Here is a 25,979-nt window from a genome sequence, read left to right on the forward strand (position 1 = left end):
GGTAACTTCCCAGTACGAGAGGCCGTATATCTTTCATATACTTCACATCAAATGGCCACGCAGGGTTTATCTACCACACCGCCTTACTAACAGACTCATGACGGGGCCAATCCGCCAGCGGGAGCGGGACCAAGAGACCGAACGGGAGCAAGAGTCCGAGGAATCGCAGACCTGTCCGGAGTGCGAGGCCGGAACGTTAGTCGCGGACGCTGGCGGGAGCGAGTTAGTGTGCGAGGATTGCGGATTGGTCGTCGAGGAACGAAACGTGGACCGCGGTCCAGAGTGGCGAGCGTTCAACCACCAAGAGCGCCAGAGCAAGAGTCGAGTCGGTGCACCCACGACCAACACGATGCACGACAAGGGCCTGACGACCACCATCGACTGGAAGAACAAGGACGCCTACGGTCGGTCGCTCTCCTCGGAAAAGCGGAGTCAGATGCACCGACTCCGGAAGTGGCAAGAGCGCATCCGGACGAAGGACGCGGGCGAGCGGAACCTGCAGTTCGCGCTGAGCGAACTCAACCGGATGGCGTCGGCGCTCGGGGTTCCCCGTTCCGTACAGGAAGTCGCGTCGGTCATCTACCGCCGCGCGCTCAAGGAGGACCTGATTCGGGGGCGCTCCATCGAGGGCGTCGCCACCAGCGCGCTCTACGCCGCCTGCCGGAAGGAGGGCATCCCGCGCTCGCTGGAGGAGGTCTCGGAGGTGGCCCGCGTGGACCGCAAGGAAATCGGTCGGACGTATCGGTACGTCTCGCAGGAACTCGAACTCGGGATGCAACCGGTGGACCCCAAGAAGTACGTCCCGCGGTTCTGCTCGGACCTCGACCTGAGCGAGGAAGTCGAGAGCAAGGCCAACGAGATTATCGACGTGACCGCCGAGAAGGGACTGCTCTCGGGGAAGTCGCCGACGGGGTACGCGGCCGCGGCCATCTACGCCGCCTCGCTGCTCTGCAACGAGAAGAAGACCCAGCGCGAAGTCGCAGACGTCGCTCAGGTCACCGAAGTTACGATTCGGAATCGGTATCAGGAGCAGATAAAGGCCATCGGACTTTACAACTGAGCGACCGAACGTTACCGTAACCGGGTTCGCGCCGGGGACGACCATGGAAAAGGAAATCGGACGGCGGTTCGAGCGACGATTGGACGAGGAGTTCGGCGGCGACGCCGGAACGCGCCGAGTAGTCGCGCGGCAGGCCCGCGACCTCGCCGACTCGGGGCAGTTCGAGACCGACGTGGACCGGCAACTGACCGCACCGGTCGTCGTCGAGAATCTCCGCGACGCACCCGACGACCTCGCGCTCGCCGAGAAGTGGAACTGGTGGATGGGTGCGCTCGAACTCGCCTACGGCGGCTACGACCGCTTTCGAGTCGTGCGGTGGGCGGGCGGGCCGGAGTGAGCGAGTGAACCGGACCAGTAGCGCCGGCGGACCGAGGAAGTGCGCGTGCGGAGACACGAGGAGTCGCAGAAACCACGGAACGGACAGCCCTCGCAGTCAGGCCGGTAACCAACCCGTCGCTGTGAGATACGCGACGTAGAACTGAATCGCGTTGAACGCCCCGTGGACGAGGGCCGGAACCACGAGGTTGTCGGTCCGTTCGTACGCGAGGCCGAGAATCGGCGAGAGGACGAGCAGCACCGCGAGGTACGCGATTTTTCCCGCGCCCCGTAAGGAAAAGACGTGGACCACCGCGAAGACGAAACTCGCCGCGGCGATGGCGACCCACGGCCCGAACGCCTCGCGAAGGCGGCCCTGCACGACGCCGCGGTAGAGCAGTTCCTCGCCGGGACCGATGAACAGGAACGAGAGCGGCACGAGCAGGAGGAAGATTCGGGGGTCGCGTTCGCCGAACTCCGCGACCGCGTTCGACGCCGACTGAACGCCGAACGCGGAGAACAGCACGGAGAGTGCGACGAGACCGGCGAACAGCGCCACGAGGCCCCCGACCGACCACGCGAGGTCCCGGAGGGTCGGGACCCGGGCCGCGACGAAGTCGAATCCGCGGTCGGTGTACGCCAGATAGCCGAGCGCGAACGTGCCGAACGCGACGCCCTGTCCCATCACGACCGAGACGCCGAGCAACAGCGCCGGACGCTCCATCAGGGCCACGCCGACCTGAATCAACGCCAGCGCGGTCACGCCGACGACCGCTACCGCGAACCCGTAGCCGCCGACCCCCAGTAACGCCGCCGCGAGCAGGGTACGTCCGGGCGAGACCGGCGACGACGAGTCCCCGGCCCGTACTCGTTCCATTTCGGACGAAGTACGACCCGCGGTCACTTGAAAGTCGCTCGCACGGCGTCGGCGGGCGTCGTCGGACCGCGGCGGTACCGAGGGCGAGTCCCGCGAGTGCGCTCGACCTCGAAGGCCCGGAGCAGGACGACCAGTCGGCCGTCCGAGAGCGTCGCGCGGAGCATCGGCCCGCGACTCGTGGCGGTCACGTAGGGCGGGTCCGCGACCGGCGGTGCCGACAGCGACTCGCCTGTCGCGCACACCGCGTCTGCGAGCACGTCGGGCAAGCAGGTCCACACTCCCGCGGATTCGAGTCCGGCGCGGAGCGGAGCCGCGACCGCGGCGGGGTCAGTAGTCCAGTCGTCGGCCCACGTCTCGGCCACCGCGTCGGCGCACCGCAGGACGGTCTCGACGGTCTGGGAGTGGGTTTCGAGGACGCGTTCGCGGGCGAGGGTGGCGGGTCCGGTCACGGGTACGTCTGGCAGTTCGGACGCCGGCGCATAAACCTCGGGGGAAAAGCCTACAAGTGAGGGGCCGAACCGTGAGGATAGAGATGGAACAGATGATTCCACTATTCGGACCAGTGCCCGGCGGGATGGAGATGATGGTGATTCTCCTCATCGCCGTCCTGCTGTTCGGCGCGAACAAGATACCGAAACTCGCCCGCTCGACCGGTGAAGCGATGGGCGAATTCAAGAAAGGACGACAGGAAATCGAGGACGAACTGCAGAACGCGGCCGACCCCGAGACCGACTCCGAGGTCGGCGCGGCCGAGACCGACGCTAACGTCGAAACCGATACCTCGGAAGCGTAGACGATTTCACACGCCGACGCGTAACGCAGATGGTTCGCTTTTCGCCGCGCTCGTAACCAGTTTCAGTTGCTTCTCCTCCCGAATCGACCCCGAGGTTAAGGGGCTTCGGTACCCACGTACGAGTACATGAGTAGCGAGGAACTTCAGGAAACCAACACCGAGGAGCGCTTCGAGTTCAAGAAGGAGGAGAGCGCGGCGTGAGGTCCGGAAAGGGGCTGACCGAAGAGGTCGTGAACCTCATCAGCGACGACAAGGACGAACCCGACTGGATGCGCGAGCGACGCCTCCGCGCGCTCGAACACTACCACAACATGCCCCTGCCCACCGACTGGCCCGGGCAACCCGACCTCACCCAACTCGACATCGAGGAAATCGTCCCCTACATCCGCCCCGACGTCGACAAACGCGAGGGCGCGGACAGCTGGGACGACCTGCCAGAGGACATCCAAGACACCTTCGAGAAACTCGGCATTCCCGAAGCCGAGCGCAAGGCCCTCTCCGGGGTCGGTGCGCAGTACGAGTCGGAGGTCGTCTACCAGAACATGCAAGAGCAGTGGGAGGAGAAAGGCGTCGTGTTCTGCAACATGGACGAGGCGGTCCGCGAACACGAGGACCTCGTCAAAGAGCACTTCATGACCTCCTGCGTCCCCCCGAGCGACAACAAGTTCGCCGCGCTCCACGGCGCAGTCTGGAGTGGCGGCAGCTTCGTCTACGTCCCCGAGGACGTCACGGTCGAGATGCCGGTCCAAGCTTACTTCCGGATGAACTCGGAGGGCATGGGCCAGTTCGAGCACACCCTCATCATCGCCGAGAAGGGCTCGGAGGTCCACTACATCGAAGGCTGCAGTGCGCCCAAGTACGGCAGCCACAACCTCCACTCCGGCGGCGTCGAAGTGTTCGTCGGCGAAGACGCCCACGTCCAGTACTCGACGGTCCAGAACTGGTCGAAGAACACCTACAACCTCAACACCAAGCGCGCGCTCGTCGAGAAGGGCGGCCGCATGGAGTGGGTCTCGGGCAGTATGGGGTCGAAAGCCACCATGCTCTACCCCTGCTCCATCCTCAAGGGCCGCGGCGCCTCCGCGAACCACATCTCCATCGCGTTCGCGGGCGAAGGCCAGAACATCGACACCGGCGCCAAAGTCTACCACAACGCGCCTCGCACCAACTCCACTATCGAGTCCAAGTCTATCAGCAAGGACGGCGGCCGCACCAACTACCGCGGTCTGGTCCAAATTTCGGAGGGCGCGACCGACTCCAGCACTAGCGTCGAGTGCGACGCGCTGATGTTCGACAACGACTCGGTCTCCGACACCATGCCCTACATGGAAATCGACGAGTCGAAAGTCGACGTCGCCCACGAGGCCACCGTCGGCAAAATCGGCGACGAGGACGTCTTCTACCTCCAATCCCGAGGGCTGGACGACGACGACGCCAAGCAGATGATTGTCTCCGGCTTCATCGAACCCATCACCGAGGAACTGCCCATCGAGTACGCCGTGGAACTCAACCGTCTCATCGAGTTGGAGATGGAAGGCAGTCTCGGATAGTCCCGGACGCTCCTCGGTTCGGCTTCCGTTCGTTGTTCTTCGGCCGCGGTGTCGGCTTCTGCTCTTCGCGGTCGTTCGTTTCCGGTCTCCGGCAATCGTCGGTTTCCGTTTCTCTGCCCCGTGACGACGCACACGCTACGACGCGGGACTGGGAGTCGGAGACGACCGACGGAATGCGATAGCCGTTTAAGTGAGAAAGAAAATTGTCGGGTATGACCGGTGACTCCGTCGGGGGCGACGATGACCGCGACGGGTCAGTCGGCATCGACGAAGTTCTCAGCCTCCTCAGCGACCGCTACAGACGACACGCGCTCGCGTGCCTCGACGGTCTCCCCGCGCCCATCACGCTCGAAGGACTCACCGACCAAGTCGCGGGTCGGGAGTTCCAGCAACCGCCCGACAAGGTGTCGATGATAAAGCGGACACAAATCGCCACCGCGCTCCACCACACCCACCTCCCGAAACTCGACGAGGTGGGGATTATCGTCTACGACGGCGACGAGGGGAAGGTGACCGAGATTCGCATCGAACCGCCGCTCACGGGCTTCCTCGACAAGATTCGCCGACACGAGGGATAGTCCACGAGGCGGAACAAGCAGGTGACTCAGGTAACAGAGACCGAACGGGAACTCACTCCTCGGTCTGTTCTTCTTCGCCGTCGATAGTTATCTCGGTCGGTTCGTTCGCTACCTCCTGCCACTCCCCGGACTCGCCACCGCTCTGGGACCCGAGGACGTAGCCGATGGCGAACGTCAGTGCGAGCAGCGCGAGCGTTGCGAGCGGCGACCGGCCGCCGTCTGACTGCGTGCGTTCCTGCATATCGTATCCGACGGGCGAGGGGGACTTTGTGGTTGCGGCGCGTGCGACGGATTCCGAATCGGTGAGGGGTCCGAATCGGGCGGCTAGTCGCACCGAGCGCACGCCGTCAGTCGCGTCAGTAGCCCGTCGCGTTGCCGTCCTTCCGAGGTTCGGTCGCGCCCGAGAGGACCGGGTCGTCGCCGTGGAGACCCTCGACGCGGGTTATCTGGGCACCGCCGAACATCACCGGCGGGAGGACGCGCACGTCGTGGCCCTTCCGGGCGAGTTTCGACTGGGTCGCCCCGTCGAGGCGGCCCTCGACCGCGAGTTCGCCCGACTCACGGTAGCGCCAGCGCGGGTGGTCGAGCGCCGCCTGAAGCGGCATGTCGTAGTCCACCACGTTCGAGATGACCTGTACGTGGCCCTGCGGTTGCATGTATCCGCCCATCACGCCGAACGCGGCCCAGTCGCCCTCGTCGAACTTGGCGAGACCGGGAATCAGCGTGTGGAACGGTCGCTTGCCGGGTTCGAGACTGTTCGGGTGGTCGGGGTCCAGCGAGAACGACGCGCCGCGGTTCTGGAGCGCGATGCCGGTGTCGCCCGCGACGAGTCCCGACCCGAACCCGGCGAACCGGGAGTTGATGAACGAGACCAGATTCCCCTCGTCGTCGGCGACCGTCAGGAGGACGGTGTCGGCGTCCTCCGCGTGCGAGTCGGGAACGCCGAACGACACGTCGTCGTCCGCCGTCTCGCCGATGCCCTCGGCGCGCTTCGCGGCCCACTCCGCGGACGCCAGCGGCGGAATCTCCTCGTACTCGGGGTCGGTGATGTAGCGGTGGCCGTCGTGGAACGCTCGCTTCATCGCTTCCGCGAAGTAGTGGATGCGCTCGGGCGAGTCGAGCGGGTGGTCACCAGCGCCGATTTCCTCGGCGACGTTGAGGGCTTCGAGCGCGACGAGACCCTGATTGTTCGGCGGGAGTTCGTATATCTCCGCGCCGTTGTACGTCGTGGAGACCGGGTCGATGAACTCCGGTTCGAAGGCCGCGAGGTCTTCGACCGTCATGAACCCGCCCGCGGCCTGCACCTCCGCGGCTATCTTCTCCGCGATTTCGCCCTCGTACACCGCGTCCGCGCCCTGCTCGGCGATGGTCCGCATCGACTCGCCGAGGCGCGGGAGGCGCATGGTCTCGCCCGTCTTCGGTGCGCGACCGTCTTTCAGGTACGCCTCGCGGGCGTGGTCGTCGGTGAACAGGTCCTCCGCGCCGGTCCAGTGGGAGGCGATTATCTCCGAGACGGGGTAGCCCTCGGTCGCGTACTCGATGGCCGGTTCGAGCGCGTCCGCGAGCGTCAGATTCCCCAGTCGCTCCACGGTCGCCTCCCACCCGCGGGCCGTCCCCGGCACCGTGACCGCGTGCGGCCCGAGGAAGGGCATTCCGGCCTCGTCCGGCGAGTCGGTCGCGTAGCCCCGGGATTCGGGGTAGTAGTCGCTGGCGTTCGCGTCGGCCTCCAGCGCGGCCCGGACGTTCTCGATGGTCGCGTCCGCGGGCGCACCGCCGCACGACCGCATCGCGCCCACCTCGCCGTCGGCGGTCCGGTAGAGCGCGAACACGTCGCCGCCGAGACCGGTACTCGTCGGTTCGACCACGTTGAGCGCGGCGGCGGTCGCTACCGCGGCGTCGAAGGCGTTGCCGCCCTCGCGCAACGACCGGACCCCCGCCTCGGCGGCGAGGGGTTGGCTCGTGGCGACGAGACCGTTCGGGGCGTAGACTGTCGAGCGGCGCGAACTGAATCGGTCCGGGTCCGGGTCGGTCATGGGAGGGGATTCCGTAGCAGGGTTGAAAAACGACAGGGAAGGGGCAGAGTGCGAACGGTGAGGGAAGACGACTTCTCAGTTCCGAGCCGCGCCCCTTCGCCAGATACCCCCGCCGCTACCGTCCTGCCGGTTACTGAATCCTTTTCAGCGGCTCGCACCAAACGCTACTCGACGATGACTGCACTGGAAGACCTCGACCTCGACTTCGTCCAGTTCGGTGGCACCGGTTTGCAGACGAGCGAACTCCAGTTCGGGACGTGGCGGTTCGGCAAGGAGACCGAGGAAGGCAACGTCGAAATCGGCGAGGACCGCGCCGAGGAACTGCTCGACGCCTACGCCGAGGCGGGCGGACGATACATCGACACCGCCGACGTGTACGGGGCCGGGAAGGCCGAGGAGTGGATTGGCGATTGGCTGTCCGAGCGCGACCGCGAGCGGTTCACTATCGCCTCCAAAATCTACTGGCAGATTCGAGACGACGACCCCAACAGCAGGGGCACGAACCGGAAGAACCTCCGGCACCGCGTGGACGAGATTCTCGACCGTCTCGGCACCGACTACATCGACGTCCTCTACATCCACCGCTGGGACGACCAGACGCCGACCCGCGAGATGATGAAGACGTTCGACGCCATCGTCAGGTCGGGGAAGGTCAACTACCTCGGGGCGTCCACGCTCCGGCCGAACGCGTGGAAGGTGGCGAAGGCGAACGAAATCGCTCGCGCCGAGGGCTGGGAGCCGTTCACGGTACTCCAGCCGCGGTACAACCTCGTGGACCGCGAAATCGAGGGGGACTATCTGGAGATGGCCCGACGGGAGAACCTCGCGGTCTGTCCGTGGAGTCCACTGGGTCAGGGCTTCCTCACCGGGAAGTACTCCCGGGAGGACGGGCTGACCGGCGACTCGCGGGCCGCCGAGTCCAGTCGCTTCCGGGAGTCGTACCTGACCGAGGAGAACTTCGACGTCCACGACGAACTCGACGCGGTCGCCGAGGAGGTCGGCGCGTCGCCTGCCCAGACCGCGCTCGCGTGGGTGATGCACCGCGACGGCGTGACCGCGCCCATCGTCGGTGCCCGCACGGTCGAGCAACTGGAGGAGAATCTCGCCGCCGCCGAGATAGACCTCTCCGACGAGCAGGTCAGACGACTCACCGAGTCGAAGGGCGGGCCGTACGCCGGTCTCTGAGGGACGGAACTACCGGCCGGAACTGGTTCGGAAGGCCCGAGAGGCACGGCGCGGACGAGTCGGTTCCGCGGCGGCGAGTCGTCGGTGCCCCGGTGCGCGGCGTTCGCAGAGGAGTAGGTCGCGCGGCGTTCGCAGGGGGCTGGTTCAATTTTCGCGGTCGCGGTTGAGGATTCCGTGCACGGTGGTCACTGGAAGTCGTCGGCGGCCTCGACGAACGGAGCGACCGCGTCGGCCCGAGCGAGCGACACCTCGCCGGTCTCGGCGTCGTACGCGACGACGTTCGCGTCGGCCATCTTCGGGAGGTGGACGTGGTGCAACGACCCGGCCACCTCGTCGGGGGTCGCCGGAGGTCGGTCTAGGTCTGGGTCCTCCGTTCGCCGTGCGACCGCCGCGGCGAGTTCCGACACGGAGAGCGGAGACTCCCGGTCGGAGAGGACCGAAATCGCGTACCGACGGCGCGGGTTCCGGACGAGTTCGAAGATAGTATCGAGCGACTGTTCGGTAGGGGTGTGTGAGTGTGTCGTGTTCTGCATGTATCGTTCACCTACGAGATGGCCACGTCGGTCGTCCGCACTTCTCTCCGCGGAGAACGCGAGGCCGCGTCCGTGACCGTACCCGAGTTACCGCCCCGACGTACTTAAGCGAAGTTCGACTCCGCACGGAACAGCGGACGCGTTGTTCCTCTGGGAGGAACACCGACGCTTCCCCGCTTCGACGCCCGAAGACCATACAGTTCTCCCGCCCTTCCCATCGATATGGACGACGGCCAAGCGGCGGTCAACGCGCTGGAGCAACTCGGACTGACCGAGTACGAGGCGCGGTGCTTCGTCGCGCTCACGAGACTCCCCCACGGGACGGCGAAGGAGATAGGACAGGTGGCCGACATTCCGCGGTCGCGGGTCTACGAGACGATGGAGCGCCTTCAGGACCGAGGACTGGTCGAGTTCCAGGAGGGCGAACCGAGGACGTTCCAGAGCGTCTCGCTCGACACCGCACTCCGGACCCTCCGCAAGGAGTACGACTCGTACTTCGAGACGGTCGAACAGACCCTCAGCCGCATGGAGCCGGTCTACAAGGAGACCCAGCAGGCCGTCTGGGCCATCAGCGACCACGAGCAGGTCACCGAGCGAGTACTCGACCTCGTGGGGGACGCGACCGACGAACTCCTGTTGCTCGTGTTCGAGGAGACCGTGCTGGACGAGGCGGTGCTGAGCGCGCTCTCCGAGGCCGACGAGCGCGGCGTCACCGTCCACGTCGGCACCGACGTCGAGGCGATTCGGGAGCGCGTCGAGACCGCCGGATTCGACGCACACGTCTTCGCCACGCCGCTCGTGGAGTGGTTCGGTAACATGACCGAGACGCCGCGAATCGGGCGACTGCTCATGGCCGACCGGGGTCCGGTGCTGACGAGCGCCGTCCACGACGAGGAGCTTCCGGGGGTGCCGAACGAGACGGCGGCGTGGAGCGACGGTATCGACCACGGCTTCGCGACGTTCGCCGAACGCGTCCTGAGTTACGAACTCGAACGGAACGTCACCGGGTCGTTCGGGGATTGATTTCCGCGGGTCGCCGACGAATCTCGCGGTTCGGCGATGCGTACTCGGAGCGGCCGACTCGATGAGACTCACTCGCTCGTACTCGCTCGGCGGTGGTCACTCGACGCCGAGCAGTTGGAGGGCCTGCCGGACGTGGTAGTTGACCTCGTCCATCTCCTCCGCCGACAACGCGTCGTTCAGATGCTGGACTGCGCCTCGCTTCTGTTCCGACGAGTGCTCCGACTCACCCATGTATCGATAGCTTCACTCCGGGAATTTAAACGACCGAGTACTACGCGAGGAACAACATCGATAGTTGACACGGCAGAAGGCGCTCGGTGATACGATTCGGGGGAGCGAACGACCGGGCGTCGGTTCCGCGGCCGAATACGAGCGACGGGCAAGTCCCCCGACGTCAGCGGCGGCGAGCGTACCGAATTAGTTCGATTTTGAGACCGAAGCCCGAAGGATAACCGGCATATTTATGCAAATCGTTTGGGGAACTGTATCCATGCTACTTTTACGTCCGGTTAGCGCGACGCGTGCTTCGACCGCCGCGACGGTCTCACCGGGTGAGCCTCGATGAGCGGGGGAGACGACGACTTCGAGGAAGTCGAGAAGGACTTCTCCCCCGAGGGACCCGGCGTCGAACCCGAGGCCGAGGCCTCGATAGACATCGAGTACGGAATCGACGACAAGCCGCCGCTGGGCGAGTCGATACTGCTGGGCTTCCAGCACTACCTGACGATGATTGGTGCGAGCGTCGCGATACCGCTGGCCCTCGCCGGGGCGATGGGGATGCCCGGCGGCGCGACCGCACGGCTCATCGGCACGTTCTTCGTCGTCTCGGGCATCGCCACGCTGGCCCAGACCACCGTCGGGAACCGCTACCCCATCGTGCAGGGCGGTACCTTCTCGATGTTGGCCCCGGCGCTCGCCATCATCGGCGTCCTCGCGTCGAACGGCGCTGGCTGGCAACTCATGATACGCGAACTCACCGGGGCGGTCATCGTCGCCGGACTCGTCGAGGTACTCATCGGCTACTTCGGAGTCATGGGGTGGCTCAAGCGGTACATGGGTCCGGTCGTCATCGCCCCGGTCATCGCGCTCATCGGACTGGCGCTGTTCAACGTCCCCCAGATTCAGAACCCGAACTTCGGCGCGCCCGGTACGGGCCAGAACTGGTGGCTGCTCGGCCTGACGATGGTCCTGATAATCGCGTTCTCCCAGTACCTCGACCGCTACCACCGCTCGTTCCGGCTGTTCCCGGTCCTGCTCGGCATCGCGTCGGCGTGGACCATCGCGGCCGTCCTCTCGGTGGTCGGCGTCTTCCCCGAGGGGTCGGTAAGCTACGTGGCGCTCGATTCGGTGACGGAAGCACCCCTATTCCAGCCCATCTACCCGTTCCAGTGGGGCCTCCCCCTGTTCACGCCCGGATTCATCATCGGCATGGTCGCCGGGATGCTGGCGTCGGCCATCGAGAGTTTCGGCGACTACCACTCGGTCGCCCGGATGGCGGGGCGCGGCGCGCCCAACGCCCGGCGCATCAACCACGGCATCGGGATGGAGGGTCTCGGAAACACCTTCGCTGGCATCATGGGCACCGGAAACGGTTCGACCTCCTACACCGAGAACGTCGGCGCGATAGGCATCACGGGCGTCGCCTCGCGCTACGTCGTCCAAATCGGTGCCGCCGTGATGATAGTCGTGGGCTACTTCGGCCCGGTCGGCCAACTGTTCGCCACGATTCCGGCCCCCATCATCGGCGGTCTCTACGTCGTGATGTTCGGTCAAATCACGGCGGTCGGTCTCTCGCAACTCAAGTACGTGGACCTCGACGCCAACCGGAACGTGTTCATCGTCGGGTTCGCGCTGTTCGCGGGACTGGCGATTCCGGGCTACATGTCGAACGTCGGCGCGGGCATGGACGCTTCCGCGTCGGCGGCGTTCCAGCAGGGCCTCGCCGCGGTACCGATTTTCGGCCCGGTTCTCGGGTCGGACGTGGTCGCCACGACCATCTTCGTCATCGGCGGCACCGGGATGGCCGTCGGCGGCATCGTCGCGTTCTTCCTCGACAACACCATCCCCGGCACCCGCGAGGAGCGGGGCCTGACCGCGTGGGAGGACCTCACCGAGGACGACAGCGACTTCGAGTCGTTCTGGGACAGACGGAAGGAGGACGCGGAAGCGACCCAGAGCGCCGACTGACCCCCGACTCGCGGAACCGTCCCTTTTTCGCACCGCGACGCCAACGCCAATCCGTGACAGCCATCTCCGACTCGCTCCCCGAGGGCGAGTCCGTGCGCGAGCGACTGGCCCTCCGAACCGGCGGGTCGGTCGCGCTGACCGACGACCACCTGTTCGTCGTCACCGCCGACGCGTCGGGCGACGACGAAGTGACGAAGATTGCGCTCGACGACGTGGTCGAAGTGACCGTCGAAGACTTCGACCACTTCCTCGCGGTCCTGAGCGTGGTCCTCGTCGGGTGGGGCCTCTACTCCACCCGCCGGAACGCGGCGCTCGGTCTCGCGTTCGCGGCGTTCGGCGCGGTCAGCCTCTACTGGACCTACCGGAAGCGCGGGAAGGCCCGCATCAAAGTCGTGAACCGACCGAAACCCGTGTCGGTGTTCCCCGCGGACACGGCCGCGTTCTACGACGCGCTGGAACCCCTGATGGCCGAGCGACCGGACGAATCCGCGGACGAGTCGGAGTCGGACTGACCCCGGCCGAATCCAAAAGAGACGAGGGTCGAGACGACCGGCATCGGCGTCCACCGCGACGTGGACACCGAGCGAGACCTGCGGGACCTCCGGCGTCGTCAGTCCGAGTCGGTGGCGCGGTCGGGCCGCGAGTGAATCGGTCCCTCGGTGTCGGTCAATCGCCCGCCGGTTCGACCGTTCGAGGCGGCCAGCACCTCGGCGACGACCGAGAGCGCGATTTGGGAGGGTTCGCCGCCGCCCAAGTCGAGACCGACGGGCGTCGAGATTCGGTCCAACTCGTCGTCAGAGAGTTCGACGCCCTCGTCGGCCAGCGCCTCGCGCATCTGGTCGAACGCTTGCGCGGCCCCATCACCCCGACGTAGGGAACCCCGCAGTCGAGGAGCGCGTCGAGCGCCAGTCGGTCGTCCACGAAGTTGTGGCTCATCAGCACGGCGTAGGTGTCGGCCGGGCGAGAGACCGCGTCCGCGACGTCCGGCGGCCGTGCGGCGACGACCTCGTGGGCCGCCGGGAACCGCTCGCCGTCGGCCCGCGCGCCGCGCGAGGTGGCGACCGTCACCCGGAACCCGGCGTCGCGCGCGAGGCGGGCGACCGGCCGCACGTCGCCGCCGTGACCGAAGACCAGCAGTTCCGGGACCGGTTCGAGACCGTCCACGAACACCGCCGCGGTCCCGCGCTCGGTCTCGACGGTCACGGTGTCGGAGCGACCCGCCGCGGCGAACGCGGCGGCGCGCTCGCGGACCGCCGCGAGCAGGTCGTCCGGGAGCGGCGGGCGGGGGTCCGTAGACGCCGCCGAACCGTCTTCGCCGACGAGCGCCCGCGCGCCGACCGGGACGGTCCCGTCGCCGCCGGAGACCGGGTGGTCGCCGCCGACGACCGTGAGCAGGGCCGCGTGCGTCTCGCCGGACTGCGAGTCCGACGACGTTCGAGGGGCCTCGCGTCCCTCACTGCCCGTCTCGACGCGGTTCAGCACGGGCCGAAAGCTCTCGTCTGCGGGTTCGACCAGCACGTCGATGACCCCGTTACATCCCAGACCGAAACTCCACGTGTCGTCCTCGCCCGTGAGGTCGAACGTCTCGCAGACCGGACCGTCCGCGAGCGCGCGCTCCGCGAGGTCCGCGACCGGGCCGTCGAGGCATCCGGCGGTGATGGCCCCGACCGCTCGCTCGTCGGCGAGGACGCGCTTCGCGCCGGGGCGGCGGTAGGCCGACCCCTCGACCGAGACGACGGTCGCCACGGCGGCACGGGGGCCGGTGTCGCCACCGTCACTCGCCTCGATAGCGTCCCGGAGGGCCGCGCGGACCGACAGTGTGCTCGCGTCCCACGCGTCCGTCTCGTCCATGAACCGTGGTAGCAAGTCTGAATATTTAGGTGTTGGCGTCGAGCGTCGGGCGGGAGACGGGGCGGCGCTCGGGACGCTCGTCCCCGAAATCCCGTGACGAGGCACGAAGACCCCTCGCTCGGAAGTAAAAATATATCCGTCGCTCCGTCGCTACTTCCGGCATGGACTTATCAGGGAAGTCGGTCCTCGTCACCGGGGGTGCCGGACTCATCGGCACGCACCTCACCGAGTCGCTCGCCGAGGACAACGACGTGCTGGTCGCGGACAACTGCTCGAAGGGCAACCGCGAGTGGGTGCCCGAGTCGGCCGCGTTCGCCGACGTGGACCTCACCGACGCCGACGACGTGGCCGAAGTCGTCACCGCGGACCTCGACGTGGTCTTCCACCTCGGGGCGCTCTCGGACGTGAACCGGGGCGACCACCGCCGGGTGTTCGAGGAGAACAACGCCATGCTCTACAACATCCTCGAACGCATGGACGAGGTCGGTCTCTCGAAGATAGCCTTCGCCTCCTCCTCGGCGGTGTACGGCGAAGCGCCCCGGCCCACGCCCGAGGACTTCGCGCCCCTCGAACCCGTCAGCACCTACGGCGCGAGCAAACTGGCGGGCGAGGGCCTGCTCTCGACGTACGCTCACTCCCACGACTTCACGACGTGGATGTTCCGGTTCTCGAACGTCGTCGGTCCCCACCAGCGCAACAACGTCATCTCGGACTTCATCGAGAAACTGCTGGAGGACCCCGACCACCTCACGATTCTCGGCAACGGTCGTCAGGAGAAGTCCTACCTCCACGTCGAGGACTGCGTGAGCGGGATGGAACACGTCGTGGAGCACACCGACGACCCGACCAACCTCTACAACCTCGGCACGCGGACGACCATCTCGGTCACGCGCATCGCGGAACTGGTCAGCGACGTGGTCGGCTGTGACCCCGAGTTCGAGTACACCGGCGGCGACCGCGGGTGGACCGGCGACGTGCCCAAGATGCGCCTCTCCATCGAGAAGGCCAGCGCCATCGGGTGGTCGCCGGAACGCGAGAGCGCCGAGGCGGTCCGGACCGCGGCCGAGCAGTTGCACGAGGAACTGCGCTGAACTGCGGCGCGGTCAGTCCGCGCTCGCTGTCGTCGTGAACTGGTCGCGCGAGACGTGGATGCTCGTCCAGTACACCTCGCCGTCGCGTCGGACGAGGTACGACCCGTCGATGTGACCCGACCCGCCGGCATCCTCGTCGTCCTCCCACGCGTAGCGGACCTCCTCGTTCCGACGGAATCGCTCGGCCAGTTTCCACATCGCGTCGGGCGGCGTCTCGTCCGGCGGGACCCGATAGCCGCCCTCGTTCTCGACGGCCTGCCGGACGATGTCGCGCTCCGCGCTCGTCAGCCCCGAGAGCGCGAACGCGTATCGCTCTCGAACCTCCGCGCCGTACCGCTCGGCGGAGGGATTGACCACCTCGGCCGCGTACCGGTACGTCTTCAGTTCGGTCGCGTGCGAATCGTCCACCTCGAATCGCCCCTTGGTCTCGGAGTCCCAGACGACGACCGGGCGCTCGGGGTCGGGGACGAGCGCGGAGTCGGGAATCTCGCCGTCGAGATACAGCAGCGACGACCCGAACCCGAGGAAACTCCCGTCGTCCCACCCGTTTTCGGCGAACTTCTCGCGGTCCACGGCCGGCAGGTCCGCGTAGCGAACCGTCTCGCTCTCGGCGACCGACCCCTCGACCGGGTCGAGCGTGAAGTGGAACGTGGTCGCGGGCGCGGACGCCACCACGTCGTGTGAGAGCCGATACACCGACCCCTCGTAGACGAACGACCTGTTCGCGGGGAGCGGCGGGTCCACGTCCTCGACGGTGGCCGACCCGTTCTCGACGGCGTCGGTGACGAGTCGGCGTCGGTCCGAGGCCCCATCTTCGAGTTCGTGGGTGACCTTCTCGGCGATTTCGGCGTCGGTGATAGTCTCCATGTGGAGGGAGGCGGCGGGCATCCGGGCACAGCCCGTACAACCGCCGAGCGCGGCGACGGTGAGGGTCGCGCCGGTCGCGAGGAACTCGCGGCGGTCCATGGCGCGGCATTGCTGTCGGTCAGTCATAAAATATCGGGTCGGAGAGTGGAATTTTCGTCGCGGCCGACGGTCCCCCGAGACACCTTCGAGGAGCGACAGAACAAAGACGCAAGCCCGAGTCATGTCGTCTCATGGCAGCAACCAACGAGGAACTCGTCGCCCAACTCGAAGCCCTCGGCGTCGAGTACGTCTTCGGCTACCCCGGCGGCCGCGTCATCGAACTGCTGGACGAACTCCCCGAGTCCGACGTGGACGTGGTCCGCCCGCGCGACGAGCGCGAGGGGAGCGTCATGGCCGAGATGTACGGTCGCCTGACCCAGACGCCGGGCGTCCTCGCCGGGCAGGGACCGTGGATAGGGAGCCTCGGCACCATCGGCCAGATGGAGGCCCGCCTCTCTTCGTCGCCGATGGTCGTGCTGACCGAGGCCAGCGAGCGCGGCGACTACTCGACGCTCGCGCCCTACCAGCAGTCCAGAGGCGACTACGGCGGTCTCGACCTCCCCAAGATTCTGGACGGCGTGACCAAGGAACACTGGTTCCCGCGCTCGCCGACCGAGACCCTCCGGAGCGTCCAGTTGGCGTTCAAGCACGCGACCGCGGGACGGCCCGGTCCCACCGCGGTCATCCTCGACGGCGACGCGGTCACCGAGGAGGTGCCCGAGGACCCGATTCCGCCGGTCTGGGACGCCGACGAGCAGGTCCGGAACTGGGACGCCGCGCCGACCGACGAAGACGTGGAGCAGGCCGCCGAGGCCCTCGCCGCGGCCGAGCGACCCGTGATAATCGCGGGCAACGGCGTCCACGCCGCGCAGGCCTACGACGAGTTGCGGGCCGTGGCGGAGGCGTACGACGCCGTTGTCGTGACCTCCTACCTCGGGAAGTCCACGATTCCGGAGACCCACGACCTCGCGGCGGGCGTCATCGGGTCGTTCGGCCACGAGGGCGCGAATCAGGTCGTGAGCGAGGCCGACGCCCTGCTGGTGGCGGGGTGTCGGATGAACCCGATGGACACCAACTGGCAGGCCCCGAGTTTCGTCCGACCCGACGAACAGACGATTATCCACGCGGACGTGGACACCCGGAACGCGGGATGGGTCTACCCCGCCGACGTGGGCCTCATCGGCGACGCCAAAGAGAGCCTGCGGGCGCTCGAAGCGGCAGGCGAGGGAAGCAACGACTGGGCGCGCGACCGGGCCGAGTCGGCCCGCGAGTCGTTCTCTGACCCGAAGTGCGAGTCCGACGCCTCGCCCATCAAACCTCAGCGCGCCGTGAAGGAAATCGAGGCGGTCGCCGACGAGGACACCATCGTCACGGCCGACTCCGGGAACAACCGCTTCTGGCTTCTGAACTACCTCCAGACCCCGGGTATCCGGACCTACTTCGGGTCGGGCGGCGTCGGCGGTATGGGGTGGGCGACCCCGGCGGCGGTCTCGGCCGCCATCGCGACCGACAGAGACGTAATCGGCGTCGCGGGAGACGGCGGATTCACGATGACGATGACCAGCGTGGAGGTCGCGGTCGAGCAGGGGGTCGCGCCCACCTTCGTCGTGCTGAACGACACCAGCCTCGGGATGGTCCGCCAGATGCAGGAGGAGGACGGCGACATCGCGGGCGTCGAGTTCCACGACACCGACTTCGTGGCCATCGCGGAGGGATTCGGCGCGGCGGGAATCCGGGCGACGACCCCGGACGAACTCGGCGTGGCGCTCGCCGAGGGGAAGGACAACGACGTGCCGACGGTAATCGACGCCCGCATCGACCGCGAGGAGGACATGGCCGAGCAGTTGCGGTCGTCGTTCTACGCCGAGGTCGGCGGCCTTCACGAGTAGCGTCGGCGAAATCGGGAGTCGTCCCGGGGCGACGGAGGTTCCCGACCGACTACTCGACCGACGGCATCAACTGCCGGACCGAGACGCTCGTTCCGACGAACGCGCCCAGCGTCCCGAAAACGAGAGGGAACAGCGGAACGAACACGACCCACTGGAGCGACCCGTAGTTGAACAGCGCGGGGAACGCCCGTTCGCTCCCGGTATCGACCCGGAACTGGAACGCCGAGGCGACGAACGCGGCGGCGTAGCCGACAGTCAGAAACGCGCCGACGCCGACCGGGACCGGAGCGCGCTCCCACGGGCGTCGCGCCGCGACGAACCCCGCGACGAGACACGCTAGCGCCGGAGCGAAGTAGAGCGACGGCGCTCGCGCGGCGAACACGTCGGCGGCGGAGACGCCGGTAGAACCGGGTTCGGTCACGGTCATCATCGGGACGCGATGGGCGCTGGCGAGGAACCATCCGACGACCGCCTCGGTCGGTTCTCCGGCGGCGACGTAGTACTCCCAGTACTGCTGCTGTCTCGACGGGGCGAGGTGACGACCGAGCAGTGTCGGGAGGCGATAGAGCGTCAGCGCGGCCGCGAGACCGTACGCGAGCAGGTAGGCGGCCGCGCCCGCGATGGCGCGCTGGAGGGCGACTCGCATGACCGTGCCGTCGGACCGGGGCTACTTGTGCGTTACGCGGCGTTCGAGTCGAGCGCGAGACTGTGCACGTCTGTCAATACGCCACAGACGTGCGGCGAACCGTGAGAGTCTTGCGTATGCCGTTCCTCGGTCGGACCGATGAACTCCGAAGTGGCCTCGCCCGCACAGGAATCGGACTTCCCCGCGCCGGTGTACCTCCTCGCGGCCCACCTCGCGGTACTCGTCGCGGTGATTCACGTCACGCTCGGACTCTACAACTGGATTCGGTGGGCGAGTGCCGGGTTCCTCGTTCCGCGCGACCTCCGGTGGCCGCTGTTCGTCTTCTCCGGGGTCGCGCTCGTCGTCGGTCTCGTGCTAGCCACGCGCGGCCGGTATCGACGCCCGCTCTACCTCGGCGGTATCGCGCTGATGGCCGTGTACGTCGGGGGCTACTTCGCGTGGCACGCCACCGGCCACCGACCGCTGTTGCTGTTCGGCGAGGGCGCAGGTCACACCGGACCGCTCGTCCCCTTCCTGTTGGACCACCTGTTCGCCGGGCCGGTGAAGTTCCTCGCTCTCACCTCGGAGGTCGCGTTGGCCGTGGTGTTGGCGTATCTGTTCGTTCGGGAGTCTCCATAGTCCGGACGGCCGTAGACCATATCGCGTAAGGACCTCTCCTGCGGGTCGTCCCCGCGAAACGGGACGACCCCCACCGTCGTTCGTGCGACGGTATCGCGCTGGCGGACGAACGAATCCCGGTCGTCGTCCGCCGAACTTACAACTCGTCCAGCACTTCGTCGGCGAACTGGGCCAGCACCGTCCTCGCGTCGCGGTCGCTCCCCCGAATGCCGATTGCGAGGTGGTCCACGCCCCGGTCGGCGAGCGCGCGGAAGTGTTCGACGAACCACTCGCTCCCGGCGGCGAACCCCTGATGGACGTGTTCCATCCCGGCCTCGGGGTCGGCCTTCAGGTTGACCGTCGTCGCCTGCGCGAAGGGCTTGTCGCCCGCGGCCTCGCGCCAGTCGCCGACGACGCTCTCGACGGTTTTCAGGGGCATCTGGTAGTGAAGCCAGCCGTCGCCGTTGTCTGCTATCCAGTCGAGCGACTGGCGGGAGTTGCCGGTCACGAGCAGCGGAAGCGTCTCCGTGGTAGGTTTGGGAACGACGTTGAGGTTCCCGTCGAGCGTCCCGTACGCCGACTCGACTTCCGGGAACTCCTCGGCCCAGACCGTCCGGAGGACCCGGACGTGCTCGCGGAACCGCTCGCCGCGCGCGGCCTCCTCGACGCCGAACGCGGAGTACTCCGGCGAGCGGTCGCCCGTGGCGATGCCCAGCACGAGGCGGCCGTCGGAGAGTCGGTCCACCGACGCGGCCGACTTCGCGACGTGGAGGGGATGGCGGAGCGGCAGGACGACGCTCCCGGTCCCGAGCGCCACGTCGTCGGTGCGGGCCGCGACCTGTCCGAGGTAGACCCACGGGTCGTACACCTGTCCGGCGTCGCCGAATTTGGGCCAGTAGGTCGGCACGTCCCTGACCCAGAGCGCGTCGAAGCCCAGTTCCTCGGCGTCCCGGGCGAGTTCCATCTGGTCGTCCATCGGCGGCACGTCGTCCTCGGCGGTCGTGATGGGGAAGAACAGGCCGACTGAGAGGTCGTCGTCGCCGAAGAGGCGTCGGAAGCCGCGGTTCTCGTGACCGCGGTTCGCGCGGTCGCTGTTCTCGCGGCCTCGGTTCGCGCGGTCTGTCACGGGCGGAGATAGGGGTTCCCGACACGAGAAAGCGACGTTTCCGTAATAGTCACCCGCGCTACCAATCCGGACAGTTTAACGCGCCAACGTCGTAGCGAGGTAACATGAGTTCCGCGAACCCGCAAGGCCTGCAGGCGTTCCCCGAGGAACTGGCGAGCAGGGAGTCGTGGCTCGAACCGTTCGACTGGTACCGCGAGATGCGTGACGACGACCCGGTCAGGTACGACCCCGACCGCCGGACGTGGGACGTGTTCCGGTACGAGGACGTCAAGCGAATTCTGGACGACGACGAGGCGTTCTCGGTGAATCCGCGACTCGCGAGCGACTTCGTGGAACCCGACAACCCGGGCGAGGGTCTCATCTTCGACACGATGCTGTTTCAGGACCCGCCGCGCCACGACGAACTCCGCGGCGTCGTGGACGACGAGTTCCAACCGCGGGCGCTGCGGGAACGCGAGTCGCACTTCCGGGACCTCGCGGGCGACCTGCTCGACGACGCCGTGGAGGACGGCGGCGGCCGGATGGACGTGGTCGAGGACCTCGCGTACCCCTTCCCGGTGACGGTCATCGCCGAGTTGCTGGGCGTCCCCGCCGAGAACCGCGACCGATTCAAGCGCTGGTCCGACACCCTCGTCTCGGCCGCGAGCGACGACGAGGGTAGCGAGGAGTACGCCGAGCGCCAGCAGCAGGCCCAGATGGAGATGGCCCAGTACTTCGTAGAGGCGATAGGCGACCGCCGGGAGAACCCGCGGGACGACTTGTTGTCCCAAATCGCCACCGCGGAGTTGAGCGACGGCAGTACCCTGTCGCGCGAGGAGGCGCTGGGCATGTGCATCCTGTTGCTGGTCGCGGGCAACATCACGACGACGAACCTGATAGCGAACGCGGTCAGGTGTTTCGCGGACGCCGACGAAGACCTCTTCGAGCGACTCCGGGGCGACGAGCGCGGACTCACGACCGCGCTGGAGGAGACGCTGCGCTATCGGTCGCCGGTGCAGGCGATGACCCGCATCGCGACCGAGGACGTGACCATGCGCGGCGAGACCGTCGAGGAGGGCGACCGGGTCATCGTCTGGCTCGGGTCCGCCAACCGCGACGAGCGACGGTTCGAGGACGCCGACGCGTTCCGGCCCGACCGGTCGCCGAACCAGCACCTCGGGTTCGGTCACGGCACCCACTACTGTCTGGGTGCACCGCTGGCGCGACTCGAAGCCAAAATCGCGCTCGGCGAACTGCTCGACAGGGCCGAGGACCTCCGCATCGCCGACGCCGAACTGCGCCCGACTCGGAGTTCGTTCGTCTACGGCGTCGAGTCGCTCCCGATTCGGTACTCCGAGCGGAGTTAGCGTCTTCCGGGAAGGGCGGAATCGGGGTCAACCGAACCGTTCGGCGGCGACCGGGGCGGCGAGCGCCCCCGCCATCACCGCGGCGTTGGCGACGAACGCGAACGCGAGCGGAACGTCCAACTCCGTGCCAGCGTAGCCGATACCGAGCAGGACGGGGAGGATGCCCACGAGCAACAGGAGTTTACTACGGAGAGAGTCGAGCGTCGGGACCGAATCGAGCGCTTCCCACGTCAGCGCCCCGCCGACCGCCGCGCCGAGGACGGCCACCCCGTCGTGACTCGCGCCGCTGACGACGAACGCGAGCGCCCCGAACGCCAGCGCCAGCACGAACGCCTCCCGCGGGTCGTGTTCGGTCAGCGCGAACGCGGCCGCGAGGAAGAGGACGCCGATAATCATCCCCGCGACCACGTCGCGGACGAAGTGAACGCCGAGGACGACCCGCGAGAGGGCTATCAGCGCGACGAGGACGGCGGCGACCGCGTACCGCGAGCGCCGCGACCCGACCTCCAAGTCGTACGCGAGGATGCCGTACCCGATGGTCGAACCGGTCGCGTGGCCGCTGGGGAAACTGTAGCCCGAAATCGGGATGACGGCGGTCATCTCCGAGGGCCGCGGCGCGTCGAAGAACGTCTTGAGCGCGGTGACGAGCGCCATCCCGGCTATCGCCAGTCCGATGGCGTGGGACCCCCGCTCGTGGTCGGCGAACCAGTAGTCGAGGACGAACAGCGCAAGAAAGAACGCGGGATTGCCGATTCGCGTGATGAGCACGAACACTGGTATCAGCCACGGCGGAATCACCTGTCGGATGAACTCGCCGATTTCGTGACCCACGACCGGAGTCGCAGTCATCGTCGGGGTATAGGCACGACCGAACCTTGTACGTGGCGGGCAACGCCGCATCTCTGAACCGACACGGCGGGGTGAGGTCGATAGCTGACGAAGGAGACGTGTGAGTGATAACGCTGTGGGAGAGGTATCGAGTCAACGAATTTTCATTCGGCGTGTTGCACTTTTTTTGAGGGTTCCGGATATATTTGCGAGTGATGAGCGAATCAGCGACCGTACTCGTCACGGGCGGCACCGGCTTCATCGGCTCCTACGTCGCGCAGGACCTCGCGGAGGCGGGCCACGACGTGGTGGCCTACGACCTCTCGACCGACACGCGGATTCTGGAGAAACTCGGCGTAGCCGACGACGTGGAGGTCGTCCGCGGCGACATCACCGACCCGACCAGCGTGATTCGGGCGGTCCGCGAGTCGGGCGCGACCCGCGTCGTCCACCTCGCGGCCCTGCTGACGAACCTCGCGCGAGACAACCCCCGGGGCGCGGCCGAAGTCAACGTGATGGGCACGAACAACGTCTTCGAGGCGGCGCGGACCCTCGACGACCAAGTCGAGCGCGTGGCGTGGGCGTCCTCGGCCGCGGTGTACGCGCCGCCCGCGAACTACGAGGGCGACTGGGTGGACGAAGAGGATTTGGTCTACCCCGACACGCTCTACGGCGCGACCAAGGAGTACAACGAGCATCAGGCCAAGGTCTACTTCGAGGACCACGACGTGAGCCACGTCGGCCTGCGCCCCACGGTGGCCTACGGTCCCTACCGCGAGACCGGCGGGTCGGCGTTCCTCGCCGACATCGTGGAGAAACCGGCGGTCGGCGAGTCGTTCTCGGTGGAGTACGGCGACCAAGTCATCGACTGGCAGTACGTCGAGGACATCGCACAGGCGTTCCGGAAGGCGGCGTTCGCGCCCGAGGAGAACCTGAGCCAGCGTATCTACAACGTCCGGGGCGAGGTCGCCACGATTCGGGAGGCCGCCGAGACGGTCCGCAGAATCGTGCCCGACGCCGACATCGAGGTCAGCGACGAGGGCGAACTCCCGTGGACCCAGCGACTCGACATGACCGACGCCAGAGAGGATTTAGGGTACGAACCGGAGTACGACCTCGAAACAGGGTTCCGGGCCTACATCGACGCCCTCCGCGCCGAAGAGGGACTGGACCCGCTGGAGTAGTACGAGACCGGCGAGCCGATTTTCGGAAGCGTTTCCTCCCGGTACCGTCCGCGCTTACGGGAGAATCCTCGGAAACCGAATATCAGTTCGAACAACTTTTTCCGGGCGTCCGACCTGTGTCCGCCATGGAGAAAGTCGCCATCGAAGCGGTCGAGAACGAGCGGAATCCGATGAAGGTTCACAGCGTCCGCAAGCCGGTCTCTCGGGCGCTCGGCACCGACCACTTCGCGATGAACTACTTCGAGTTGGAGTCGGGGGAGTCGTTCTCCGGCGGTCTCCACCGACACAACGACCAAGAGGAGGTGTTCTACGTCGAGTCGGGGACCGCGACGTTCGAGGTCGGACTCGACCGCGAGGCGGTCGAAGTCGAAGCGGGCGAACTGATTCGGTTCCCGCCCGGCGAGTTCCAGAAGGGGTACAACGACGGCGAGACGACCGTCGAGGGGTGGGCGCTCGGCGCGCCCGGCGCGATGCACGACTGGGACGAACTCCAGTCGCGGGCCTACTGTCCGGAGTGCGAGGCCGAGACGACGCAGGACGTGGGCATGGCGGACGGCACCTTCGAACTCACCTGCACCGAGTGCGGGACGACGCAGGGATAGTCGGGCGGCGTTCGAAGACCCCCGGGCAAACTATATCTACACGGTCGTCGCACTGTCGGAGTTGGGGGGAACGAGAATGGTCAGAGGACGCGACTCCGAAAGCGACGCATCGCTTCGAATAGACAGGCGAACCGCGCTTCGGACGGTCGGCGGCGGACTGTCCGCGCTCGGTCTCGGTCTCGCTACCGGCGGAACAGCGAGCGCGCAGGAGGGGTTCCCGCCGAGCGAACGAACCCGGTGGGGGAACGCGGTATCGGTGGGGAACGGCGACGCGCGGGCCTTCCTCACGCGGGGACGCTCGGGAGCGCCGCGCTTCCTCGGCGTCTGGTTGAGCGAGGACGCGCTGAGCGGACTGCCCGAGGAGGGCGACCACGTCAGGCACACGGTGCCGCTCCCGGACGGGACCGCGACCGTCGCGAACGTCGAGTGGCTGACCGCGGACTGGAACCCGCACGGACACGGGCCGGAGGACGTGTACGACGTGCCCCACTTCGACTTCCACTTCTACTTCGACCCGCAGGAGCGAGTCGAGCGACGGATTCCGCCGGGCGGGTGCGACGCGGACGGCGACGGGGAGAACGACAGTCCGGTGCCCTGCGACGTGTACGAGCGGGCCACCGAACCGCTCCCAGACGCCCAGCGACCGCCGGGGTACGTGCCGACCGACGACGTGGTTCCGGGGATGGGCAACCACTGGGTGAAGCGGGACGCGCCCGAACTGCAGGGCGAGCAGTTCACGCACACCTACATCTACGGGTCGTTCGACGGTCGAATCAACTTCCTCGAACCCATGATAACGAGACAGTTCCTCGAGAACCTGCAGGGGAGGGTCGTCAGCGAGGTTCCCACCCCGCGGCGGTTCCCGACTCGCGGGTTCTACCCGACCGAGTACGCGATTCGACGAGTTCGGGGGGAAGACGCCGTCGCGGTGTACCTCCGGCGATTCCAGCGGTTCCGGGGGACTCAGTCGGTGTTCTGAGCCACGAAGACGGCGTGGCCGCTCTCGTCGGGGTCTGCGTCCGCGTCGTACCAACCGTGGCGTTCGACCGAGAGACCTAGCACGCCGCAGACGCCGTCGAGGTACGCGGCGTCGTGGTCGTACAGGCGATGGGTGTCCGCGAAGAACTCGCCGTCCGGCGTGAACACGAGCGAGTCCCAGCGGTAGGACGAGTCGCCCACCTCGTGAACGTCGGTGAGTCGGGCGTAGGTTCCATCGTCGGACTCGTAGGACACGAGTCGCGGGTAGGTTCCCTCCTCGCCGGTCGCGAACTGGTCGAAGACGAGGACGCCGTCCGCCGTAAGGTGGTCGGCCGCTGCGCGCAGACTCTCGGCGACGGCGTCGGGGTCGAGGTGCTGGACGACCGTGAAGGGGAACCAGACGAGGTCGAACTGCCCGTCCACCGGGAGGTCCGGCAGTTCGCCGACCCGGAACTCCGCATCCGACTTCGTCCGGGCGCGCTCGACCATCGCGGGGTACTTGTCCACGCCGACGACTTCGAATCCCTCTTCGCGGAGTCGCTTGCTGTGTTCACCGGTACCGCAGCCGACGATTAGCGCGCGCTCTGCGTCGGCGTCGCCCCCGGCCACCGCCGCGAATCGGTCGAGGACGAACTCGACTTCGGCGTCGTAGTCCTTCTCGGCGTAGATGGCGTCGTAGGTCTCGGGGTACTCCGCGTACAGATTCTCGTTCACGCGACTGAAGACGCACAGAATAGTATTAAATCCAACCATTATGCAGACGGCGTGTCGAACCTGCGCGTGATACGCGTCGGTGAGAGG

General features: G+C 67.0%; 26 protein-coding genes and 2 pseudogenes. 16 read left to right on the forward strand and 12 right to left on the reverse strand.

From position 1 onward, the window contains the following. Positions 1-97 precede the first annotated feature (97 nt). Together FXF75_RS16425 and FXF75_RS16430 are read left to right on the forward strand one after the other, a co-directional pair. Positions 98-1,060 carry a transcription initiation factor IIB family protein gene (locus tag FXF75_RS16425; protein ID WP_163522931.1) on the forward strand — a complete coding sequence of 321 codons (963 nt, stop codon included), beginning with the start codon at positions 98-100 and terminating at the stop codon, positions 1,058-1,060. 43 nt (positions 1,061-1,103) lie between these two features. Next, a complete protein-coding gene (locus FXF75_RS16430) occupies positions 1,104-1,397 on the forward strand; it encodes a hypothetical protein (protein WP_163522932.1) in 294 nt (97 codons plus the stop codon). A gap of 96 nt (positions 1,398-1,493) precedes the next feature. On the opposite strand, the gene FXF75_RS16435 is transcribed toward FXF75_RS16430, so the two are convergent. Then, on the reverse strand, positions 1,494-2,252 hold the full coding sequence (locus tag FXF75_RS16435; protein WP_163522933.1) for a CPBP family intramembrane glutamic endopeptidase: 759 nt from the start codon (positions 2,250-2,252) through the stop codon (positions 1,494-1,496). Between the two features lie 23 nt (positions 2,253-2,275). Continuing rightward, entirely contained in the window at positions 2,276-2,701 is a 426-nt protein-coding gene (locus FXF75_RS16440; RefSeq protein WP_163522934.1) for a hypothetical protein, read from the reverse strand. A gap of 92 nt (positions 2,702-2,793) precedes the next feature. On the opposite strand from FXF75_RS16440, the gene FXF75_RS16445 reads away from it, so the two are divergent. The 3 genes and pseudogenes from FXF75_RS16445 (at position 2,794) to FXF75_RS16455 (ending at position 5,173) form a co-directional block, all read left to right on the forward strand. Beyond that, positions 2,794-3,045 (forward strand): twin-arginine translocase TatA/TatE family subunit, encoded by a 252-nt coding sequence (locus FXF75_RS16445; RefSeq protein ID WP_375335547.1) that lies wholly within the window; start codon positions 2,794-2,796, stop codon positions 3,043-3,045. 126 nt (positions 3,046-3,171) lie between these two features. Further along, positions 3,172-4,595 (forward strand): annotated as a pseudogene (sufB, locus tag FXF75_RS16450) (Fe-S cluster assembly protein SufB). A gap of 212 nt (positions 4,596-4,807) precedes the next feature. Then, entirely contained in the window at positions 4,808-5,173 is a 366-nt protein-coding gene (locus tag FXF75_RS16455; RefSeq protein WP_163522936.1) for a hypothetical protein, read from the forward strand. A 52-nt stretch (positions 5,174-5,225) separates the two neighbouring features. Here FXF75_RS16455 and FXF75_RS16460 read toward each other — a convergent pair whose 3' ends face one another. Beyond that, on the reverse strand, positions 5,226-5,414 hold the full coding sequence (locus tag FXF75_RS16460; protein WP_163522937.1) for a hypothetical protein: 189 nt from the start codon (positions 5,412-5,414) through the stop codon (positions 5,226-5,228). Between the two features lie 115 nt (positions 5,415-5,529). Beyond that, a complete protein-coding gene (locus FXF75_RS16465) occupies positions 5,530-7,206 on the reverse strand; it encodes a gamma-glutamyltransferase family protein (RefSeq protein ID WP_163522938.1) in 1,677 nt (558 codons plus the stop codon). A 174-nt stretch (positions 7,207-7,380) separates the two neighbouring features. On the opposite strand from FXF75_RS16465, the gene FXF75_RS16470 reads away from it, so the two are divergent. After that, complete coding sequence (locus FXF75_RS16470) at positions 7,381-8,391, forward strand: aldo/keto reductase (protein WP_163522939.1); 1,011 nt, start codon at positions 7,381-7,383, stop codon at positions 8,389-8,391. 185 nt (positions 8,392-8,576) lie between these two features. On the opposite strand, the gene FXF75_RS16475 is transcribed toward FXF75_RS16470, so the two are convergent. Beyond that, positions 8,577-8,924 (reverse strand): hypothetical protein, encoded by a 348-nt coding sequence (locus FXF75_RS16475; protein WP_163522940.1) that lies wholly within the window; start codon positions 8,922-8,924, stop codon positions 8,577-8,579. 222 nt (positions 8,925-9,146) lie between these two features. Between FXF75_RS16475 and FXF75_RS16480 the strand changes: the two genes are divergently transcribed. Further along, complete coding sequence (locus FXF75_RS16480; protein ID WP_163522941.1) at positions 9,147-9,947, forward strand: TrmB family transcriptional regulator; 801 nt, start codon at positions 9,147-9,149, stop codon at positions 9,945-9,947. A gap of 96 nt (positions 9,948-10,043) precedes the next feature. Here FXF75_RS16480 and FXF75_RS23185 read toward each other — a convergent pair whose 3' ends face one another. Next, on the reverse strand, positions 10,044-10,178 hold the full coding sequence (locus tag FXF75_RS23185) for a hypothetical protein (protein WP_275897432.1): 135 nt from the start codon (positions 10,176-10,178) through the stop codon (positions 10,044-10,046). 330 nt (positions 10,179-10,508) lie between these two features. On the opposite strand from FXF75_RS23185, the gene FXF75_RS16485 reads away from it, so the two are divergent. Further along, the gene (locus FXF75_RS16485; RefSeq protein ID WP_163522942.1) at positions 10,509-12,134 is read left to right on the forward strand and encodes a uracil-xanthine permease family protein; all 1,626 of its coding nucleotides are present in this window, start codon (positions 10,509-10,511) and stop codon (positions 12,132-12,134) included. A 53-nt stretch (positions 12,135-12,187) separates the two neighbouring features. Continuing rightward, positions 12,188-12,646, forward strand: coding sequence for a hypothetical protein (locus tag FXF75_RS16490; protein ID WP_163522943.1), 459 nt, complete (start codon positions 12,188-12,190; stop codon positions 12,644-12,646). A gap of 98 nt (positions 12,647-12,744) precedes the next feature. On the opposite strand, the pseudogene FXF75_RS16495 reads toward FXF75_RS16490, so the two are convergent. Next, a pseudogene (locus FXF75_RS16495) lies at positions 12,745-13,985 on the reverse strand (XdhC family protein). Positions 13,986-14,146: 161 nt separating this feature from the next. Between FXF75_RS16495 and FXF75_RS16500 the strand changes: the two are divergent. Further along, entirely contained in the window at positions 14,147-15,076 is a 930-nt protein-coding gene (locus FXF75_RS16500) for an NAD-dependent epimerase/dehydratase family protein (RefSeq protein WP_163522944.1), read from the forward strand. A gap of 12 nt (positions 15,077-15,088) precedes the next feature. Here FXF75_RS16500 and FXF75_RS16505 read toward each other — a convergent pair whose 3' ends face one another. Further along, positions 15,089-16,042: a hypothetical protein gene (locus FXF75_RS16505; protein WP_163522945.1), complete on the reverse strand. Its 954-nt coding sequence runs from the start codon at positions 16,040-16,042 to the stop codon at positions 15,089-15,091. Between the two features lie 131 nt (positions 16,043-16,173). On the opposite strand from FXF75_RS16505, the gene FXF75_RS16510 reads away from it, so the two are divergent. Next, positions 16,174-17,871, forward strand: coding sequence for a thiamine pyrophosphate-binding protein (locus FXF75_RS16510; RefSeq protein ID WP_163522946.1), 1,698 nt, complete (start codon positions 16,174-16,176; stop codon positions 17,869-17,871). A gap of 49 nt (positions 17,872-17,920) precedes the next feature. On the opposite strand, the gene FXF75_RS16515 is transcribed toward FXF75_RS16510, so the two are convergent. Continuing rightward, positions 17,921-18,517: a hypothetical protein gene (locus FXF75_RS16515; RefSeq protein WP_163522947.1), complete on the reverse strand. Its 597-nt coding sequence runs from the start codon at positions 18,515-18,517 to the stop codon at positions 17,921-17,923. Between the two features lie 138 nt (positions 18,518-18,655). Here FXF75_RS16515 and FXF75_RS16520 point away from each other — a divergent pair, with 138 nt between their 5' ends. Beyond that, on the forward strand, positions 18,656-19,135 hold the full coding sequence (locus FXF75_RS16520; protein ID WP_163522948.1) for a hypothetical protein: 480 nt from the start codon (positions 18,656-18,658) through the stop codon (positions 19,133-19,135). A 136-nt stretch (positions 19,136-19,271) separates the two neighbouring features. Here FXF75_RS16520 and FXF75_RS16525 read toward each other — a convergent pair whose 3' ends face one another. Further along, positions 19,272-20,240 (reverse strand): LLM class oxidoreductase, encoded by a 969-nt coding sequence (locus FXF75_RS16525; RefSeq protein WP_163522949.1) that lies wholly within the window; start codon positions 20,238-20,240, stop codon positions 19,272-19,274. Between the two features lie 104 nt (positions 20,241-20,344). Between FXF75_RS16525 and FXF75_RS16530 the strand changes: the two genes are divergently transcribed. Beyond that, positions 20,345-21,586 (forward strand): cytochrome P450, encoded by a 1,242-nt coding sequence (locus FXF75_RS16530; RefSeq protein ID WP_163522950.1) that lies wholly within the window; start codon positions 20,345-20,347, stop codon positions 21,584-21,586. Between the two features lie 27 nt (positions 21,587-21,613). On the opposite strand, the gene FXF75_RS16535 is transcribed toward FXF75_RS16530, so the two are convergent. Beyond that, on the reverse strand, positions 21,614-22,435 hold the full coding sequence (locus FXF75_RS16535) for a phosphatase PAP2 family protein (protein ID WP_163522951.1): 822 nt from the start codon (positions 22,433-22,435) through the stop codon (positions 21,614-21,616). Positions 22,436-22,629: 194 nt separating this feature from the next. Between FXF75_RS16535 and FXF75_RS16540 the strand changes: the two genes are divergently transcribed. The 3 genes from FXF75_RS16540 to FXF75_RS22795 all read left to right on the forward strand — a co-directional run bounded on the left by FXF75_RS16540 (position 22,630) and on the right by FXF75_RS22795 (position 25,179). After that, complete coding sequence (locus FXF75_RS16540; protein WP_205427729.1) at positions 22,630-23,598, forward strand: NAD(P)-dependent oxidoreductase; 969 nt, start codon at positions 22,630-22,632, stop codon at positions 23,596-23,598. A 125-nt stretch (positions 23,599-23,723) separates the two neighbouring features. Then, positions 23,724-24,200, forward strand: a complete 477-nt coding sequence (locus FXF75_RS16545; RefSeq protein ID WP_163522953.1) for a cupin domain-containing protein — start codon at positions 23,724-23,726, stop codon at positions 24,198-24,200. 76 nt (positions 24,201-24,276) lie between these two features. Next, positions 24,277-25,179, forward strand: coding sequence for a hypothetical protein (locus FXF75_RS22795; RefSeq protein ID WP_240334717.1), 903 nt, complete (start codon positions 24,277-24,279; stop codon positions 25,177-25,179). Here the strand turns inward: FXF75_RS22795 and FXF75_RS22800 are convergent. Further along, on the reverse strand, positions 25,164-25,892 hold the full coding sequence (locus FXF75_RS22800; RefSeq protein ID WP_309221846.1) for a class I SAM-dependent methyltransferase: 729 nt from the start codon (positions 25,890-25,892) through the stop codon (positions 25,164-25,166). The two genes, FXF75_RS22795 and FXF75_RS22800, sit on opposite strands and share 16 nt — an antisense overlap. Positions 25,893-25,979 lie beyond the last annotated feature (87 nt).

The organism is Halorussus sp. MSC15.2, from assembly GCF_010747475.1.
Lineage (GTDB): Archaea > Halobacteriota > Halobacteria > Halobacteriales > Haladaptataceae > Halorussus.